Source organism: Thiocapsa sp., assembly GCF_018399035.1.
Classification (GTDB): Bacteria; Pseudomonadota; Gammaproteobacteria; order Chromatiales; family Chromatiaceae; genus Thiocapsa.
This window is the reverse complement of record NZ_CP073760.1, coordinates 1-18574: the sequence shown is the minus strand read 5'-3', so window position 1 is coordinate 18574 and position 18574 is coordinate 1. Positions and strand designations below refer to the sequence as shown.

Annotated in this window: 13 protein-coding genes and 1 pseudogene; 6 read left to right on the top strand and 8 right to left on the bottom strand. The window is 65.2% G+C overall.

The window, feature by feature from the left end:
* The first annotated feature begins 435 nt into the window (after nucleotides 1-435).
* From KFB96_RS00070 to KFB96_RS00060, 3 genes and pseudogenes are all read left to right on the top strand, one after another.
* Complete coding sequence (locus tag KFB96_RS00070; RefSeq protein WP_213458387.1) at nucleotides 436-621, top strand: hypothetical protein; 186 nt, start codon at nucleotides 436-438, stop codon at nucleotides 619-621.
* Nucleotides 618-830 carry a hemin uptake protein HemP gene (gene hemP, locus KFB96_RS00065; RefSeq protein ID WP_213458386.1) on the top strand — a complete coding sequence of 71 codons (213 nt, stop codon included), beginning with the start codon at nucleotides 618-620 and terminating at the stop codon, nucleotides 828-830. Before KFB96_RS00070 ends, hemP begins: the two co-directional genes overlap by 4 nt.
* A gap of 147 nt (nucleotides 831-977) precedes the next feature.
* Nucleotides 978-1196: pseudogene (locus KFB96_RS00060) on the top strand (peroxiredoxin); the annotation flags it as partial.
* A 355-nt stretch (nucleotides 1197-1551) separates the two neighbouring features.
* Here the strand turns inward: KFB96_RS00060 and KFB96_RS00055 are convergent.
* The 6 genes from KFB96_RS00055 to KFB96_RS00030 all read right to left on the bottom strand — a co-directional run bounded on the left by KFB96_RS00055 (nucleotide 1552) and on the right by KFB96_RS00030 (nucleotide 12329).
* The gene (locus tag KFB96_RS00055) at nucleotides 1552-3405 is read right to left on the bottom strand and encodes an ATP-binding protein (protein ID WP_300971191.1); all 1854 of its coding nucleotides are present in this window, start codon (nucleotides 3403-3405) and stop codon (nucleotides 1552-1554) included.
* Nucleotides 3406-3786: 381 nt separating this feature from the next.
* On the bottom strand, nucleotides 3787-9261 hold the full coding sequence (locus tag KFB96_RS00050) for a PAS domain S-box protein (RefSeq protein ID WP_213501644.1): 5475 nt from the start codon (nucleotides 9259-9261) through the stop codon (nucleotides 3787-3789).
* A gap of 92 nt (nucleotides 9262-9353) precedes the next feature.
* Complete coding sequence (locus KFB96_RS00045; protein ID WP_213501642.1) at nucleotides 9354-10322, bottom strand: EAL domain-containing protein; 969 nt, start codon at nucleotides 10320-10322, stop codon at nucleotides 9354-9356.
* Nucleotides 10319-10774 carry an EAL domain-containing protein gene (locus KFB96_RS00040; RefSeq protein WP_213501640.1) on the bottom strand — a complete coding sequence of 152 codons (456 nt, stop codon included), beginning with the start codon at nucleotides 10772-10774 and terminating at the stop codon, nucleotides 10319-10321. The genes KFB96_RS00045 and KFB96_RS00040 overlap by 4 nt, the downstream gene beginning before the upstream one ends.
* Nucleotides 10768-11097: a response regulator gene (locus tag KFB96_RS00035; RefSeq protein WP_213501638.1), complete on the bottom strand. Its 330-nt coding sequence runs from the start codon at nucleotides 11095-11097 to the stop codon at nucleotides 10768-10770. The genes KFB96_RS00040 and KFB96_RS00035 overlap by 7 nt, the downstream gene beginning before the upstream one ends.
* A 476-nt stretch (nucleotides 11098-11573) precedes the next feature.
* Entirely contained in the window at nucleotides 11574-12329 is a 756-nt protein-coding gene (locus tag KFB96_RS00030; protein ID WP_300971190.1) for a response regulator transcription factor, read from the bottom strand.
* Nucleotides 12330-12731: 402 nt separating this feature from the next.
* On the opposite strand from KFB96_RS00030, the gene KFB96_RS00025 reads away from it, so the two are divergent.
* Nucleotides 12732-13121, top strand: coding sequence for a GNAT family N-acetyltransferase (locus KFB96_RS00025; RefSeq protein WP_213458383.1), 390 nt, complete (start codon nucleotides 12732-12734; stop codon nucleotides 13119-13121).
* Between the two features lie 821 nt (nucleotides 13122-13942).
* Complete coding sequence (locus KFB96_RS00020; RefSeq protein ID WP_120798956.1) at nucleotides 13943-14143, top strand: 4-oxalocrotonate tautomerase family protein; 201 nt, start codon at nucleotides 13943-13945, stop codon at nucleotides 14141-14143.
* A gap of 226 nt (nucleotides 14144-14369) precedes the next feature.
* Here the strand turns inward: KFB96_RS00020 and mtnA are convergent, their stop codons facing one another.
* A complete protein-coding gene (gene mtnA, locus KFB96_RS00015) occupies nucleotides 14370-15437 on the bottom strand; it encodes an S-methyl-5-thioribose-1-phosphate isomerase (protein WP_213458382.1) in 1068 nt (355 codons plus the stop codon).
* A 68-nt stretch (nucleotides 15438-15505) separates the two neighbouring features.
* Between mtnA and KFB96_RS00010 the strand changes: the two genes are divergently transcribed.
* Nucleotides 15506-16816, top strand: coding sequence for a TRZ/ATZ family hydrolase (locus KFB96_RS00010; protein ID WP_213458381.1), 1311 nt, complete (start codon nucleotides 15506-15508; stop codon nucleotides 16814-16816).
* A gap of 486 nt (nucleotides 16817-17302) precedes the next feature.
* Here the strand turns inward: KFB96_RS00010 and KFB96_RS00005 are convergent, their stop codons facing one another.
* Nucleotides 17303-18295 carry an IS110 family transposase gene (locus tag KFB96_RS00005; RefSeq protein ID WP_213501636.1) on the bottom strand — a complete coding sequence of 331 codons (993 nt, stop codon included), beginning with the start codon at nucleotides 18293-18295 and terminating at the stop codon, nucleotides 17303-17305.
* Nucleotides 18296-18574: the final 279 nt, after the last annotated feature.

Below are 18574 nucleotides of genomic sequence, written 5' to 3'. Positions count from 1 at the left end.
CACATGCGAAACGTGGTAAGCCCGATCGCCCCCGCAAGGACGGTGGACAGCGGCCCGCAAGGGTCGACCCGCGGGCGAGCGGGTAAAGGAAGCCGGAGGACTACCGGCCAACACCGCTTAGACGGATCGACATCCCCAAGAAAAAACGGAAGGCCTTTTTGCACATCGGCAAAAACTGCCGGGGCCGATCCCATCCAAAAACATCGCATACCGCACTGGGCGCGGTTTAAGTGCAGGACTGCGGACGCGATGTGCCTGTTGCCGACCCGACCTCGCGTGACCCCGCTTACCCGATAGCTTCGATCGGTCTTGCATTCCCAACAATAACGATTATCATTTGCTTTAAGGGAGGGCTCCCATGCCCTGCCCCGTCATCCCGATCACCTGATCGGGTCACCACGCCCTTGCCGGCGTGTTGACCCTGGAGCCATGGTCATGCGCGCGCTTCTCGTCAGTACGGTTGCAACAGGTGTCCTCCTGCTCGGTTTGATGGGCGCCCACACCGCGACACCTCCGCCCGGCGCCTCGTCCGCGCTGGATCGCACACCCGCTGCACGGCACGCCGGCCCGAACGCGTTGCCGGTGATGGGCCGCGCCGCCGAAGCGCAGAGCGCCTCATGAGCGCCGGGGTCGAGTGCGCCGAGCATCCCGGGAGGTCGCTGCCGGGGCCCGACAGCCAAGACGCCGTCTTCAGCGCCGAGCTGTTCGACCCGGCCGGGGAGCTGTGCATCCTGCATCGCGGCCGACTGTACCGGCTGCGCGTGGCCGGCGCCGGTCACCTCGAGCTCGTCGGGCCGAAGGGATCTTCGCGGTCAGCCCGTGTCTCCTGACGGATCGGCGTTATCCACAGCGATGCCCGAATGCCAAAGGCCGCCCGCGCGTTCGCGCCGACCGCCGGGTTTACAGCCGGGTGCGCGGCGAGCCGATCCGGATCCGCAGCAGCGTGCGCGGCGCCATCCGGGCATGATTCAGCCTGGGCCATGCTCTACTATCCAATGAGCAACGGCCGCTCGATCGACGAGATCCTGCGTCTGGTGAAGGCCATGCAGACCTCCGACGCCTACAAGGTGGCCACACCCGAGAACTGGCAGCCGGGCGAGCAGGTCATCGTCCCCCCGCCGGGCAGCGTGGAGGAGGCGAACGCACGGGTCGCGAGCGGCGAGTACGACTGCGTGGACTGGTACTTCTGCAAGTAATCGCTCTGAGCCTGCGCATCGGGCTGGAATGACGCGCACAGCCCCGGCCGACAGGTCGGGGCTGTTGCGTTCGGGCGGTGAAGCCGCGAACAGGGTATCGCCGAATTGGCGAACGAACTCTTCGTTGATGAAGGCCAGCGGCGGCCATCCCGGGGGTGTGCCACAGACACACCTCGCCGAGCAGGCGCAACGTCTTGGGCTGCCCGGACCATGACGATCGGCGCGTTCCCCGGCAACATCCCAAGTCCGTCACCGTCGCTCGGGGCACCTCGCGGCCCTCCCGCCGAGGCTCGGAAATGGCAACAGTCCGGTGAGGAAGGTCGGGGGCTGCCCGTCCATCACGGCAGGGCCGGGCTTACGCCTCATCACTGCACGGCGGTTCCGCCAAGGGCAGGCGGACGTGGAAACAGGTTCCGACTCCGACCTCGCTTTGCACGTCGATCCGTCCGCGATGCTGCTCAATGATCGAATAGCAGATGGACAGACCGAGCCCGGTGCCCTGCCCGATCGGGGAGCGAGTATAGAAGGGATCGAAGATCCTGAGGAGGTCCGCCGCGTGGATGCCGACCCCGGTGTCGCTGATCTGCACCGAAACCTCGTCGCCGTCTTGGTCGACCGCGATGGTGAGCCGGCCGCCCGCAGGCATGGCCGCCATGGCATTGAGCAAGAGATTGATAAACGCCTGCTCGAGCAGACTCGGCACACCGCGCGCCCGCAACGGCCGATCGCCGACCTGCATCTCGACCTCGATACGCGCGATCTGCGCCTGATGGCTCACGACCGAAAGGGCCTGCTTCAGCAGGGCAAGCGGCTCCACCAGGGTCATCTTCTCCACGGCGCAGGGGCGCGCGAAACGCAGGAGATTCTCGATGATCTCGGATGCCTTGCCGACACCTGCGATCGTCTTCTCGACACATTCGCGTTGCAGCTCCGGCTCCAAGGAGTCGTCGAGCAGAAACTGGGCCGCCGAAGAGCAGACCGCCAGCGGGTTGCGGATCTCATGGGCGATCCCGCCCGCCATCACGCCCAGTGCCGCCAGCTTCTGGGACCGCAGCAGCTCGGACTGCATCCGGTAGCGCTCGGTCAGATCACGACCCGCCGCAACCATCCCGATCAGGGTTCCGTCCTCGCTCGACATGGGCGCAATGGTCCAGGATACGGCGAGCCCCTCACCCGATGCCGTGCTCAGCGTCCACTCCTCGCTCAGACTGCCCGGCAACACCGTCACCCGGGACAAGGCCATCTCGACCTCCGGGCGTTCCGTCTCCGGAAAAAGCTCCGAGAATCCGCGGTGCATCACGACGTCCGCCGGGTAGCCGGTCAAGCGTGCGGCCGCGCGATTCCAACTGAGGATACGCCCGTCGGTGTCGGTGGAGACCAGGAGATCGCTCGCACTCTCGACCACGCTGGCGAGATGACGCTCGACCTCCGTCTTGGCGTGGAGCTCGCGATTCAAGCGACGGGTGCGCGCGTTCAGCCCTTCAACCTGCGCAGCCTGTCGCCACAACAGCCAACCGGCGCCCCAGATCAGGACCAGAACCGTCGCGAGAAAGCCGAGATGACCGATGCGCAGCTGCATGACGCCGGCGCCGATCGCCGTTCGAAAGGGCTCGTACGGCAGCGACACACGGATCCCGCCGCGCACGCTCCCGATCCTGTAGCCGTCTCTCTCGTGACAGGCCAGGCACGGCTTCTCCGTGATCAACGCACCCATGAATCGAAAGGTCTCGTGTCCACCCTCCTCCTCCGCCAGGCCAGCGTACTCGTGCGCACCCGCCTCGAAGGCTACCAGGGCTGCGCGCTCCCAATCATCCGCGGCATTCAGTGGATTCAGCGGCTCGAGACTGGTGATCTTGAAGCGAACACCCTCGTAGTCGGCCGCCATATCGGAGAGGAGCCGGGTCATGTACGCCGGATTGATCTTGGTCAACTCCACCCCGTCGCGGGTCACGACATCGCGCGCCGGGTCATCCAGATAGGGGTTGGGGGCGATCAGGTCGGTCACGGGAACATAGACGCCGTTGTGCAGCGCATTCCAACGGCGCGTCAGCACCAACTGCTTGAAGAAGGTCACGCCCATCTCGTGTGCGAGATGCCGATGATGGCCCTCGACCCGACCGGCACTGAGCGCGAAGGACAGCAGGGTCGCCCCGATCAGCAGGGCCGACAGGAACCCGAGGAAGATCACGATCTGTCGTTTGAGGCTCACGTCGAGGTCCGTCAAGGCCGAGCGAGGAGCGTCCCCGCCCAGGAGCAGGCCCGACCGCGGGCCTTGATCATCGTTACCGTGCCCCCCGCTAAGGGTCGTGGATTCACCAAACTTCGAGCTCACTCGAAAGTGAGCATCTCGCTCTGGACGCGGTTTAGGTCGCCGGCCGCACCCCCGGGTACGCCGGAGTCTCGCGTCCGGTCGGGGAACCCAAGATGCCTGGACGAAAGGATGACCAAGGCCCGACAGCGCACCGCATGGCCAAGCGCAGCCTGTATCGGTCGATACCTTACGCGGATTTCGGAAAGCGTTAAAACAAGTATCGTGTCCGATCGCTGCGTCGCAAGCGGTTCAGAAGGAAATCGAGCATAGGCGGCTAGCCTACGCGAACAGGGCTGCACTGCTCCAACAAAGAAATGTAAAGAGATCCCCGTCGCATCCCTCTAGGGTCAGGAGCCGACTCGGGCGCTCGCCTCCGCGATCGCGGCGCGAAGCGCGCCGTGATCGATGGGTTTGCGCAGCACGCGCGGCGCGTCCGGCAAGGCCTCCGAGCGAGAAGGCCGACGGGGTTTGGCCGGTCATCAGGATCACCTTCAGATCCGGAAACGCTTGCGCCAGCGCGGCGCACAGGGCAGCGCCGTCGAGAACGGGCATCGCCAGATCCGACAACACCAGGTCGAAGTCGGCATCGCGTCGCAAGCGATCGAGGGCGTCTTGGCCATTCTCGGCGAACGAGACCAGCATGCCGTCCAACATCAGCAATCGCCCGACCGAGTCCCTGACACGCGGGTCATCGTCGACGACGAGAACCCGCAGCAGGGGCTTGGTCGAAGGCGCGTTTGACGACGCTGTCAGGTCGAGCTGCTGGGATTCTTGGTGGTCGATCGGCATCAGGAGACGAAACTCGGTGCCCCGACCGACCTGCGAGGAGACGGCCAGACCCGCACCGGAGCGCATGACGAACTCCTGCACCATGAACATGCCGAGCCCATGCCCGCGTTGTTTGGCCTTGGTCGAGAACAGCGGCTCGAAGAGCCTCTCCAGGACCTCGTCGGCCATCCCGCAGCCGGTGTCGACAACGCGGATCTGGACGTACTCGCCCGGATCGAGTCGACCGACCGCCAGCGGGACGGGGGCATCCCACGCGACGGTCCGTGCGGCGATCAGCAGATCCCCGCCATCGGGCATCGCATCGCGCGCGTTCAGGACGAGGTTCAGCAACGCGGCCTGGAGGAACGCGGAATTGCTCATGGCCGCGAGTCCGGGCTCGAGATCCAGCCCGAGGTTGATCTTGGCCGGGAGGAGCTGTCTCAGGATCGTCACCAGCTCGCGAATCGTCTTCTCGAGCGCCACGCTCTCCGGCACGATGCCGCCTGCGCGACTGAGCGAGAGCATGCCCGAGGTGACGACCTTCGCTTGACCGAGCGCACTCTGGGTCTCTTCGATGACCTGTGCCACCTCGGGGTCGCCCTGCTCGCCGCTCAGGATGGCTTCGAGATAATAGAGGTTGGCGTCGATCACCCCGAGCAGGTTGTTGAAGTCGTGCGCCACGCCGCTCGCGAGATGACCGATGGTCTCGCGCTCCTTCGCGCCGATCAGTGCGGCCTGAAGTTGCTCTTCGTAGTGCGAAGCGACGATGCGCTGACCGATCAGCCGAACCAGTTCTCGGTCCGGACCCGACAGCGCGCGAAAGTCGGCGCGTCCCCAAAACCTGATCACCAGGGCACTGGCCCGACCGCCGGGTCCGGTCCACTGCAACGCCATGCGCACACAGGAGACGTAGCCTGCCTGCCGAGCCCCTTCGGGCAGCTGCGAGCCGACCAAGATGTGCGGGATACCGGGCTCCTGCGCGTCCGCGTCCAGCCCGACGCAGGCCGCGGGGACAGACCCGACTTGCGATCCATCGGCGTGCGGATAACGGGCGACCGCGCGATAGGTCCGGTCCGCTCCGATCGCTCCGATGTCGGCGGCAGCCATGCCCAGCCCCTCGCACCCCAACTGCAGGAGGGCGCGAAGCTCCTCGCTCGCCGGCAAGGCCCGGCTGGCGAGATCGACCAGCGATTCCAGGTTCTTGGTGTAGTGCAGCAGCACCGCCTCGAGCTCGCGCTTGCGCTCGGTCGCGGCCTGAAACTCGGTGATGTCTTCGACCATCCCGAGCGCCATGGGCCGATCCTCGGCCCGACCGGGCAGCAAGACGACCCGCAGATCACCCCACGCCATCGCCCCGTCGGCCTTGCGATAGCGCTTGGTCATTCGGTAGAGGTTGCGTTGTCCCGCCGCAAGCTCCCGAAACAAGGCAAGCTCCGTCGTCACATCGTCCGGACAGGTGAATTCGTCGAAGTGCATCCCGAGCAGATCCTGCGGGGCATAGCCGAGAAACTCGCCGAGCGCGCGATTGGCCAGATGCACTCGCCCGTCGGGATCCGCGATCGCGATCCCGATGGGCGCATTCTCGACGACCGCGCTCAGACGGGCCTCGCTTTGCGCGAGCTGCTCCTGCGCCCGATACCGCTCGGTGATATCGACATCCGTGCCACGGTAGCCGAGCAGCGTGCCGTCCTCGGCGACGACCGGAACGGCGTTGCTCAGGACCCAGATCGTCGAGCCGTCGGCGCAACGGATGGGATTGACGAGGTCGGTGAAGTGATCCAAGCGCGCGAAACCCGGCATGACCTCGGCCTTGACGCTGTCCCGCAACAGCTCGGGCACCAGATCGAAGAAGTGCTTCCGGTCGACCAGCGCCTCGCGGCGGTAGCCCCAGACGACCTCGACCGCCGGACTGAGATAGGTGTAGAGACCTTCGGCGTCGACCTCCCAGCTGACGATCCGGCTCTGCACCGCGAGCTGGTCATAACGCCGGTTGCTGTCGCGAAGCTCCGAGTAGATACGGGCGCGCTCGAACGCGCTCACCAGGATGCTGGCAAAGACCCGCAGGAAGCGGACTTCCGCCTCCGACCAGTCCCGCGGCGCCTGCACCGCATCGAAGCCGACGAAACCGATCAGGCGCTCATCCTGCAGCAGGGGCACCAGCACGAGCGACAGGATCGCTTGGAACTGCAGGGTCTCGCGCTCCCCCGCCCAGGCGTCCGGGAGCTCCGCCACCCGCGGGACCACGGCGGCCTGTCCGGACTCGAGAAGCTGCATCGAGGCGGAGAAGTGCTCGATCGGCATCTGCTGCAGATGCCCGATCATCGGCTCGATCCCCGGGGCGACCCACTCATGGCTGTTGCTCATGGTGTCGGCAACGCGATCGAATCGGAACACATAGGCCCGATCGGATCGGGTTAAGCCGCCGAGCCGCTCGAGGGTTCGGTTGATCAGCGGGTCGAGTTCCTCGTCGTAGACAGCGACGAAATCCGAAGCCAGCCCGAGGAGCTCGCGCTCGAGGGACTCGCGCCGCATCAGCTCGATCTCGGCCTCTTGGCGGACGGTAATATCCTCGTGGATACCCGCCATGCGCAGCGGCCGACCGTGCGCGTCGCGCGCCGAGACGCGCCCCTGATCCTGAACCCAGATCCAACGGCCGTCGTCGTGCAACATCCGCAGCTCGCAACGGTATTGGTCGGTCTCGCCGCCGAGATGCCGCGCGACCGCGCTCTCGGACCTCGCGAGATCCTCGGGATGACAGAACATCCGCCAGGTCTCGATCGTGGTCGGCTCGAGATCCTCGAGGCGGCGGCCGATCATCTCGGCCCAGCGCGGATTCACCGTCAATGCATTGGTGACGAGATCCCACTCCCAAGTCCCGACCTGTGTCCCGGCGATGATGTCGGCGAGACGGCGACGCTCCTCCGCCAGCGCCGACTCGGCGGCCTTGCGCTCGGTGATGTCTCGCCCGATCCCGACGATCGCGTCGACGCGGCCCTCCGCGTCGAGCACGGCGCGGTCGACCCATTGCAGCCACCGCCAACCCCGCGCCGTCTCGGCGCGTTGCTCGATCCGACAGGTGTAAGGCGGGTTCTGCAGCGCACGCATGGCCTCCGCCGTGTGTTCTCGGTCGTCCGGGTGGACGCGCGGCATGAAGTGATGGCCGATCAGCTCGGCCTCGTCGCGACCGAAGAGCCTGCAATAGGAGGGGCTGACATACGCGAATCGACCGTGCGCATCGGTGCGGACCACCAGATCCGCGATGTTCTCCACGACCAGACGATAGCGCTCCTCCTGCGCCCGCAAGGCATCCTCGACCGCGCGCTGGGCCGTGATGTCGAGACACGTCCCGGCAAGCCTCAGGGGCACGCCGTCGGCGGCGAAATGCACGCGGCCCTCCTCGCGAAGGATCCGCAGCACACCGTCTGAACCCAGCACCCGATGCTCCACGGCAAAAAGACCATCGGGGCGGGTGAGGACGGCCTCCATCTCGGCCCGAACCCTCGCCGCATCCTCTTCGGGCACAACCGCGTAAAACGCCTCCAGGCTCGGCGTGACGGCGTCGGGCGCATACCCGAGCAGTCGAAACGTCTCGACGTCCCAGGCGAGCCGGCCACTGACGTAATCGAAGTCCCAACTGCCGAGATGCGCGATTGCCTGCGCCTCGCGCAGCGACGCATCGCTCGCGGCCAACCGTGCGAAGCTCTCGGCGAGGCCGTTGGCCATGACCCCGAAGGCGTCGGTCAGTGCCCGTCCTTCGGCCAAGAGCCCGGGCGACGGGATGGGCAGGGTCTCGCCCGCGACGACCCGAGCGGGCACCTCGGCAGCGATCTGCACGAGCTGCTTCAACGGACGCACCAGCAGCACGGCGAATCGGTCGGCCAGCAGGATCGCGATCCCGGCGATCGCCAAGAGGAGCGTCAGCAGACGCAGCACCGTGCGCTGCAGCTCCTCGATCAGCGGGGCCGCACTGAGCTCGATCGACAGACCCGCGCCCACTGTCGGGTCGGTAAGCGGCAGGATCATGCGATAGCGCGCCTGCCGCCAGAGCGCCATCCGCGAGGGATGCCAATCCTCCGGCACGACGATCATCAAATCCTCCGCCGCGGTTCGGGCAACGCGCCGCTGCGACGCACCCGCGGTCGGCCCGATGCCCCCGAACAGCCCGATCGGACGCACCTCGAGCTTGGCGGACTCGGGCAGTGTGTTGCCGAAGAGCCGGGTCATCTCCTGTACATGGCTCAGGATCCGGGCCGCTTCGCTCGTGGTTGCGGGTGGGGCCCTGCCGAGATCGTGAATGGCGAGCACACCGAAAATCCTCAGACGATCGGCGAGATCCTGCTCCAAACGGTCCTTGAGATCGCGATTCTCCCAGGCAACGAGGAAGATCGACGGCAGCAGAAACCCGGAAAGGAAGAGCGTAAACAGCACCTGCCGGGCCGAGAGAATGCCGGGGCGGCGTCTCGCCGCGGCGACGACCATGATCACCAGCCCCGCCAAGGCCGCGTTCAGGATACCGTTCAGGGACTGCTTGACCGCGACCACCAGGGTCTGGTGCCAGACCATCCCCATGACCAGACGATAGAAGAGCAGAACCAGGGGGACGCCGAGCAAAGCCCAATAGAGCGCCACCGAGAGACCGAGCATCGGCACCTCGCGGGCGCGTCGTCGCGCGTGATCCCGATGCCAGCCCACGAAGGCCGCCTCGGCCAGAAAAATCAGCAACGCGAAGGGATGACCCCAAAGGAAATAGGTATAGACACCGGAGGCGGTCGCGACGATCAAGCCGGCGCGGGTCCCGAGCCAGACAATGGCCAAGAGCACGGCCACGGACCCGAAGAGGATGTCCAGACCGAAGAAGAGCGTGAGGTTGAAATGGTTGCCGGCCAGGGCGAGCACGGCCAGCAGGAGCGTGAGGGCAACGGTGTGGACCCGACTCATGGCAGCGCCGGGGCTAGCCGGGTCGGCGAGGCTGGACGGCTGTTTCACTCCTGTCGCTCCGCATTTGCTTGTTCTTGCACCTTTCCCTAGCGACATCCGGGATGCCCATGCCCTTGAGGGCCGGACCGAGCGGCCCGGCGCTACGGGACCGCGGCGCGGTCATCGCTCTGCGGATCCTCGACCCGCTGCGGACCCGGCGAGCGCACCGACGCGACGGGCGCACCGCCCGACTCGCTCTGATCCGGCCCACCGATCAAACGCTCGAGCGTCGCTTCGAGGCGTTCCGGGGCAATCGGCTTCTGCAGAATTGCATCCGCACCCAAGACTCGGCACATGTCCAGGACGTTGGTGTGGTGCCCGCGGACCACATCACCGCTCACCGCGACGATGCGCGTCGAGGGCGCGATTTGGCGCATCCGCTTGATCACCTCGAACCCGTCGAGCTCCGGCATGTAAATATCGACAATCAGCAGTGCAGGGGCAGTGTCTTCGCAGATCTGCAATGCGGTGCGTGCATCCGTGAAGGTCTCGCAGCGGTAACCCCAGGCCGTCACCATGCGTGCGATGGCATGCAGCATGCGTTGGTCGTCATCGACGACCATGATGGTTCCCCCGATCTCGCCCCCGTTGATGCGCCCGGTCGGCACGCTCGGCGCGCGCGAAGACTCCGGCTCCGGGTCCGGGTCCGGGTCCGGTTTAGACCCGGGTTCGGGATTGGCATCCGTCTTCGGCACGGAGAAGTTGCTCGCCAGCAACTCCGCTGTCATGGGCTTTCCGAACAGATAGCCTTGCGCGAAATCGACGCCTGCTTCAAGCAACAAGCGCCGCTGCGCCTCCGTCTCCACCCCTTCGGCAACCACCTGCAGCTCCAGCGTCTGACCGAAACTGATCATGGCGCGCAATAATTTCAGCGCTTTCGGTGAATCGAACATCTCCGAGACGAACGACAGATCGATCTTCAACGTGTCGAACGGGAGCTCGGCGAGCGCCCGCATCGAGGAATAGCCGATCCCGAAATCGTCGATCGCCAACGACACGCCCATCAGATGGATCTGAGCCGCCACGCTGCGCACGATGTCGGGATAGGCGGTTGCCGCGCTCTCGGTCATCTCGATCTTGACGGCGCAGATTCCCCGAGCCCGTCGACCAAGCGGCGCACCAAGACCAAGGCCCGTTCCTGCTGCAGGATCAGCGGCGAGAGGTTGACCGCGATGAAGGTCAGGCCCGACGCGGCAATCGTCTCGCGCGACTCGATCAGACGCTCGAACAGGGTCTCGGTGACCTCGTAGATGAGCCCGCTCGATTCGGCGAGCGGAATGAACTCGCCCGCACCGAGGATCTGTCCGCTCGGCAGCCGCAGGCGCGCGAGCACCTCCGCGCCCTTCAACCGCCCGTCGGCCGGCGCGACGATGGGTTGAAAATACGCGACGATACCGCCGCTCCGGATCTGCCATTCCAGATCCTGCCGGGTGATGCCGGCCCCGGCTTGCGGGTCTTGGTGCGGCCTTTGCGATGCCGCCTTGACGCCCCTCTGCAGGATTGCGGGAAGATCCTTCACCATCCGGGACTTGGAGACCGCCCCGAGGACCTCGATTCCGGTCGAGCGGGCGATGCGTCGCGCGGTATCGAGCAGATCGTCGCCATGTCCGGAAAGGAGAACGAGGGGAATCCCGGGTGGGTCTCCGACAGCCAGTGGATGACATCGATGCCGTTCTCCCGGCCCAGACCCAGATCGAGGAGGACAAGCTCGGGGGTATCGGACGCAAGCGCGGCCTTAAAGGAGGCGATCGACACGTGGAAATCCACGGCATGCCCGAACCGCTTCAGGAAACGTCCCAGAACGGCCTCGATTCGAGGATCGTCATCGAGACAGATCAAACGCATGGTGACTCTCCTTTCGGGACAAGACGTCGATCCCGACTCCTCGCCTGTCCTCGAGCGATGTGCGATGTCAGTGCACCCGGCGGAGTCAAAGCGCTTCGAGACAATAGCGCATTAGTCCAAGCCAAACTCGATTGCTGCAAGTAAAGATTTGTGAAGGGTTACCTGATTAAACCGCGCCAGCTCCAACAATCGTCGAGTCTGCCGGGGCCGATCCCATTCAAAAACATCACATACCGCGCTGGGCGCGGTTTAAGATCGACACATCAAAGGCACATCAAAGCGTTCGGCCGCCCCTTCAGGGCTTAGGCGATTTCCGGGAATGATCATCCCGGCCGTGCGTGTTGCCAATGCTTACCGGGCGACTAAAGTCGCCCCTACATGTTGGTCGATGCTTTCCCGGAAATCACCTTAAGATCCTTATCCCGGGGCGTCGCCCCGGGCTCGCGTGGCGAGTCCCGTTGGGGCATCGGAATCGGTCATTCGCTCTCGAGCCTCAGACGGTAGCCGTGGCCGCGTACCGGCCAAATCACGAGGGTGCCGATACCGCCGTCACGCAGCTTGCGCCGAATGTTGCCGATGTGGACATCGATCGTGCGGTCTTCCGGGGTCAAGGGCTCGCGGTGCAGCAGATGTGCGCGGCTCACGGCCCGTCCGTGCTGACGCATCAAGGTCTCCAGGATACGGGATTCCGTCTCGGTCAATCGCAGGGAGACCCCGCTGGACAGGTCGCTCAGGCTCTGGGCGCTCGGGTCGAGCCTCACCGTGCCCAGTTGGATCGACTCGTGACGGCTCGCCTCGAACGCGTGCCGTCTGAGGACGGCTCGGATGCGTGCGAGCAGCTCCTCGACCTGGAAGGGTTTGGTGATGTAGTCATCGGCACCGGCATCCAAGCCGACGATGCGATCTTGGAGATCATCGCGTCCGGTCAGGATCATGACGGCAGCGGGGGTGGAGCCGACGAGCTCGCGGGTCAGATCCATGCCGTCCTCAGCACCCAGATTGAGATCCAGGAGCACAAGATCCGCGCCCTCGTGACGATAGAGTCGGCGCATCTCGGATCCGTTGGCGGCGACCGACACCGCGTAACCCGCGCGCGTCAGATGACGCGCAAGGACACGACCCATGCGCGGGTCGTCTTCGACGACGATAATGGTGGCAGGAATATTCGTCTCTCCTTGAAGGCCGGCATCGACGGCGCCGGTCAAACAAACCGCGACCTGCGTGCCCAGCACAATGCCCTCGAGCGTCGCCCGGGTCCACGCCGGGATCGCTGCACCCGGACTGGATCTCGACGGCCGGCCGGGCTGCAAGGCTCGCGGCAGCGGCCTCGACACATTTCTCCACAAATCTTGTCTCAAGTCCTTCGAATTTCTATGCCTACCATTAGAATTATAGATGCTACTCGCCGTCCTGTCGCCGGCCTCGCATCGACGGACTCCCCGTCCCCGAAACCGATGCGTTGCCCCACCGAGAGCGGCCCTGTCTCGCCCGGCGGAAAACAGGGCGATCAGCCTGACGGGGATCGTGTCGCGTGCCGGGATCCGGAACCCCACGGCGCAACACGTCCGGATGGCTCGGTCCACACGTCGGAAGGACCGCCCGCGACATACGAGGTCCGGATCGAGGAAAAGCCATTGTCGGCGCTGACGTCATCGGAGCGCCATCGCCTGCGCATTCTCACCGACGGCACCGGCGACTCCCACATGCTTGCCGTTCTTCGCGAGCATCCGAAGCAGGCGCTGTGCTTCTTGGCGCGCTCGGAATCCGAGATCCTCGGCTGGAGCTTGGTGCGTTGGTTCAAACCGTTTTGCGAGCGACCGCGCAATGCGCATCTGAGCGTCTTCGTCGCGCCTGAATGGCGTCGCTACGGGTTGGGGCGGGCCTTGATCGAGGAAGCGGTGCAGTTCGCCGTCGCACACGGACTGACGGCATGGGTGTACGCCGGCGGAAGCGATCAGCGTGACTTCTATCACCGATGCCCATCGGTCGAGCACATCAGCGACACACCCTTTCGAATGCGCTGAACAAACCGAACTGCCGGAAACCATCCCCGTCAACCAAACCCGATCGCTTAGGATGGGTAGAGCGCAGCGAAACCCATCCTCCAAACCGCCGCGTTGCCGGGTCTCGGTCTGATGCCCTTGGCGCGGGCTGGATCGGGTCAGAGGGGGCCGGAGGCCCCCGTCTGCCCACAGAACCGTGCGTACGGGTCCGTACACGGCTCCTCACGCAAGGCGTATCCACCGACTCACATCAAACTCCTCCGGAGTCCCTCCGCCCGGTAGTTCTTGGCGCAAAGGTCCTCGAAGAGTCTGCGCTCGTCGGTCAATAGGTCTCTTCGGCTCATTTCACGCGTCGCTTTGCATGGACCTGTCAGCAACCACGCCGACGATTCACCCGATGTCTACGTCTCGGACACTCGCCGGCCCCCATTCGGGCTGGTCTCGGATCCACGGTCTTTAACGAGCTTCATCGACCGCTGACGTGTTCCGCCCTTCACCTCCGACGTCCCTGTCGCTGGCCCGGTGTTTTACCCTCGGTGACGTCACCGCCACCTCATCGGCACCGGGTTTTACGATGACGACGGCTTCGTCTGCAGGCCCCCGTCCCATCACGCACGCGTCTCCGCGTCGCTTAGGGCTTAAGGTGTCGTCGTGACACCGACCCTGGATCGACGGCCCTTCACCGGGTAAGCTAGTCGCCTCTGTTCCCGCCCACCGACCTTCTCTACGCACTGCTGCGATCGGCGACGTGGGCGGGTTTATGTGCAAACCCGGCAGTCCCCGGTCACGTCGTTTTGTTTTTCGCTGTTTCCTTATCCAGCTCGGATCAACCGGAGAGCGTCATGCCCTACGTCAACATCAAGATCACCCGCGAGGGTGCGACCGCGGAGCAGAAGGCGGCACTCATCCAGGGCGTCACACAGCTGCTGGTCGACGTGCTCGGAAAGAATCCGCAGACGACGATGGTCGTCATCGACGAGGTGGAGACCGACAACTGGGGTATCGGCGGGGAGAGCGTGACGCTGCGCCGCCGCCGAGAGTAGGGGTCAGGGAGTGGCCGGAAGAATCCGACCACCCCGACATAACCGCGTCCGGAACGAGATGCTGAGCCAAGGTGAGTCCAACGGTGAGAGCAGACCCGCGCTTCGTCCGGGACGCGGTTTAACCTTCCTTGTTCTTTAAATTCCTGAACCGCGCCCCCCGCTAAGGGGCGTGGATTCACCAACCTTCGAACTCACTCGAAAGTGAGCATCTCGCTCCGGACGCGGTTTAGAGCCCGAATCCGCCCATCAAGGCCCGCATTTTCTCCTTCGTCGGCCGAAGCACGACCCCGCACTCGGTCACGATGGCATCGACCAGCTCCGCCGGTGTGACGTCGAACACCGGGTTGCGGGCGACACATCCGACGGGTGCGAGACGCCGCTCGCCGCAGCTCAGCAGCTCTTCCGGATCGCGCTCCTCGATCGGAATCTCCTTGCCGCGGGCGACCTCCATGTCGATGGTGGACGTGGGTGCCGCGACCATGAATTTGATGCCGTGATATTTCGCGAGGATCGCGAGGCCGTAGGTCCCGATCTTGTTGGCGACATCCCCGTTGGCGGCGATGCGATCCGATCCGACGATCACCCAGCCGACCGAGCCGCCGGCCATCAGGCTTGCCGCCGCGCCGTCTGCCTGCAGGGTCACCGGGATGCCGTCGTGCATCAGCTCCCAGGCGGTGAGTCGCGCCCCCTGCATCCAGGGGCGTGTCTCGTCGGCGAAGACGCGCCCGACCTTGCCCGCCGCATAGGCACTGCGGATGACGCCGAGCGCGGTGCCGTAGCCGCCGGTGGCGATCGCCCCGGCGTTGCAATGCGTGATGATGTCGGTCGGACCCTCGATCAGCGCCGCGCCCAGATCGCCGATCACATGATTGGCCGCACGGTCCTCGGCATGGATGGCCAGCGCCTCGTCCACCAAGGCCGGGAAGGGATCGCGTTCATCCAAACCTGAGATCAGGCGGCGCATCCGATCGATCGCCCAGAAGAGGTTGACCGCGGTCGGCCGCGAAGCAGCCAGGCGATCGAGGTCGGATTCGATCGCCGCCTTCCAGCCGGCACCGGCGGCCGCGTAGACGTCGCGCCCCGCCAACGCAACCCCGTAGGCCGCAGCGACACCGATGGCCGGCGCACCGCGCACCACCATGGCACGAATCGCATCGGCCACCGCTCCCGCATCGGTCAGTCGCAAAAACTCCGCGCGGTCGGGCAGCAGACGCTGATCCGCGAGATAGAGGGCACCCTCGTGCCAGAGTGCCGCGTCGTCCGGGGTCGGCACGGTCGGGGTCGTTGTTTTCATCGGGGGCTCCTTGTGGCATGTTCTCGCCATTGTCACCCATCCCCCGCCCCGACTGAAAGGACCGACCGATGCAAGCCGAGCTTCTGATCCATGCCCAGTGGGTATTGCCCGTCGATCCACGAGATCGTCAGCTCACCGATCATGCGGTCGCGATCGCGGACGGGCGTATCCTCGCCGTGCTGCCGTCCGAAGAGGCGCGCAGCAGTATCGATGCCCAACGGGTGATCGATCTCCCGGGGCACCTACTCATCCCGGGCCTGATCAATGCGCACACCCACGCGGCCATGGTGCTGATGCGAGGACTGGCCGACGACCTGCCCCTCATGACCTGGCTGCACGAGCATATCTGGCCGGCCGAGCAGCGTTGGGTGGATCCCGCGTTCGTCGCCGACGGGACCCGGCTGGCCGTGCTCGAGATGCTGCGCGGCGGCATCACCTGTTACAACGACATGTATTTCCATCCGGAGGTCACGGCTCAGGTGACCGCCGAGGCCGGGATGCGGGCCCTGATCGGCATGATCGTCGTGGACTTCCCCACCGGCTATGCCGCGAATGCCGACGAGTACATCGCCAAAGGGCTCGCCCTGCACGAGCACTATCGGGACCATCCGTTGATCCGGGTCGCCTTCGCGCCGCATTCGCCCTACGCGGTATCGGATGCTCCGCTGCAACGCGTGCGTGCGCTCGCCGACGAGCTGGAGGTCCCGATCCACATCCATCTCCACGAGACACGCGACGAGATTCTCCAGTCGCTGCGCGACCACGGAGAACGGCCCCTCTCGCGGCTGAATCGGCTCGGATTGCTCGGCCCCGGACTGGTGTGCGTCCACATGACCCAACTCGAGGAGGACGAGATTGCGCTCTTGGCCGACACCGGTGCCCATGTGGTGCATTGCCCGGAGTCGAATCTGAAGCTCGCGAGCGGATTTTGCCCGGTCGCAAAGCTCTTGGAGGCAGGGGTCAATGTCGCGATCGGCACCGACGGTGCAGCAAGCAACAATGATCTGAACATGCTCGGAGAGATGCGCACGACCGCCTTGCTCGGCAAGGGGGTGGCCGGCTCGGCCTCCGCGCTGCCGGCCGCGACCGCCCTGCGGATGGCGACGATCAACGGCGCCGGAGCGCTCGGATTGGAGGACGAGATCGGCTCGCTCGAGCCCGGGAAATCAGCGGACTTGGTCGCGCTGGATCTGCGGGACTCCCACACCCAGCCCCTTTATCACCCGGTCTCCCAACTGGTCTACGCAGCCAGTCAGCAACAGGTGCGTCAGGTCTGGGTGCGGGGCCGCCACGTGATCCGCGACGGCCTGCCCACCGGGCTCGACAACGCTCGGATCATCGCGGCGGCACAGACCTGGGGCGAGCGTCTCGGTCGCTGAACCATGCCCGGTACGACATGGATCGTTGTAGATACTCTGTTCTGACGCAAGTCCGATTTGCCTCCTATCCATCATTTTTTTCTATCCTCATCGTTGTTTCGGCGGGATGGTCGTTGAGCAGCTGCCAACCCCATCGGACCCACCTTCGATGATGGATGGGGCTTGGCTGCGGGTGGGGCGCGGGCGGACTCCGTGTGGACAACACGTGAATGCCGCAAGCGGGCGTGTGGACAAGCCGGGGACAACCCGCTCCCGGCGGGTTGCCCCCACCTTGACCACACTCATTCACCCGTTGCCCACACTGCGCCGCACTGAAGCCGCTGCTGGCTGCGAGCGTCTGCGACGCGACTGCTGCTGGTTTTTGATCAATGAATGCCCTGCGCCGTGGTGGTTGAACGCGCTCGTCTTGGCGGCGGCTCTTGGACGGCCACGCGCGTGCTGTCGGGCCAACCGAGGAGGGTGCCGTGGCGGACATCGCCGAGGTGCTCATGCCGCGGCCTCGCGAAGCAAGCAGAAGCGGCTGCCGTCGAACGCTTGGCGGTGCTTGAGCATGGCATGGATGGCATGCAGCAATTTGCGCATGACCGCGCAGATGGCCTGAATCTTCTTCAGGCCGCGCGCTTCGATGAGATGCGTGTAGTAGCTGTTGACGTGCGGTTCATGGCGCGCGGCGCTCAGCGCGGGCATGAACAGCGCCTTGCGCAGGTGGGCGTTGCCGGCCTTACTCAGGCGCGGGGGTTTGTTCACGCTGGTGCCCGAGGTGCTCTGGCGCGGATCCAGTCCGGCCAGGGCGACCCATTGCTTGGCACGCATGTCCTCGGGCAGCACCAGCAGCTCACCCATGAGCTGGATGGCGCTGGCGGCGGCGATGCCGGGGATGCCGGTGAGCAGCCGGTAGACCTGCGCAAGCTCCTCGTCGGCGCTGATGCGCGCATCGGCCCAGTCACGCAGGGCATCAATCTGGGCGGTGTACTGGTGGATGCTCAGGCGCACGTCATCCAGCACCACGGCCGGCGTGGTCGTGCTTTGCAGCAGCGCGTGGAGTTGATTCTTCGCCCGCGTGCGATCGACCACCAACGCCTCCAGGCGCCGGGCGCAGGCGCGCAGCTCCAGTGCCTCGGTCGCCGGGCGCCGCCATGGCTCGAACGGCATGCGCCGGGCAAACTGCGCCAGCACCCCGGCATCGACCGCATCGCTCTTGTTGCGCGTCTGCAAGGCCTCGGCAAAGCGCTTGGCGGCCTTGGGGTTGAGCACCATGAGCGCCAACCCGGCCGCATCGATGGCCAGCGCCAGGTCAGGTGATAGCTGCCGGTCGCCTCCAGGCACACCCGCTCCACCCGCGCACCTTGCAAGGCGCTTAATCAGCGCGGCATGACCGCTTGGTGTGTTGGCAAACTCGCGGACCTTGCCGAGCTTCTCCTCGGTGCTGACGGCCAGCGCCAGGGTCTTGTGGGCCACATCGATTCCGGCTGTATTCATCGTCTGTCTCTTCAGGATGCAACGCGATATTATGATTCCCGGTTCCCCGACCCTGTACCCTCGCCTACCGACCTTGTGTATGCAGGCTCCCGGACATGTCCACGGCCTCGGATACTCTTCGGTATGGGCGAAGAGGGCGGGAGCCCATCTACATGCAAGCTCTGAACAGCGGAACACGACATCCAGGCTTCAGGGGCGAACGGCTTCCGGGCACTCTTCATAAAGTCCGTTTATCGCTTTCCTTGTCAATCCCTTCAGAACAGAACATACAAGGGCGAC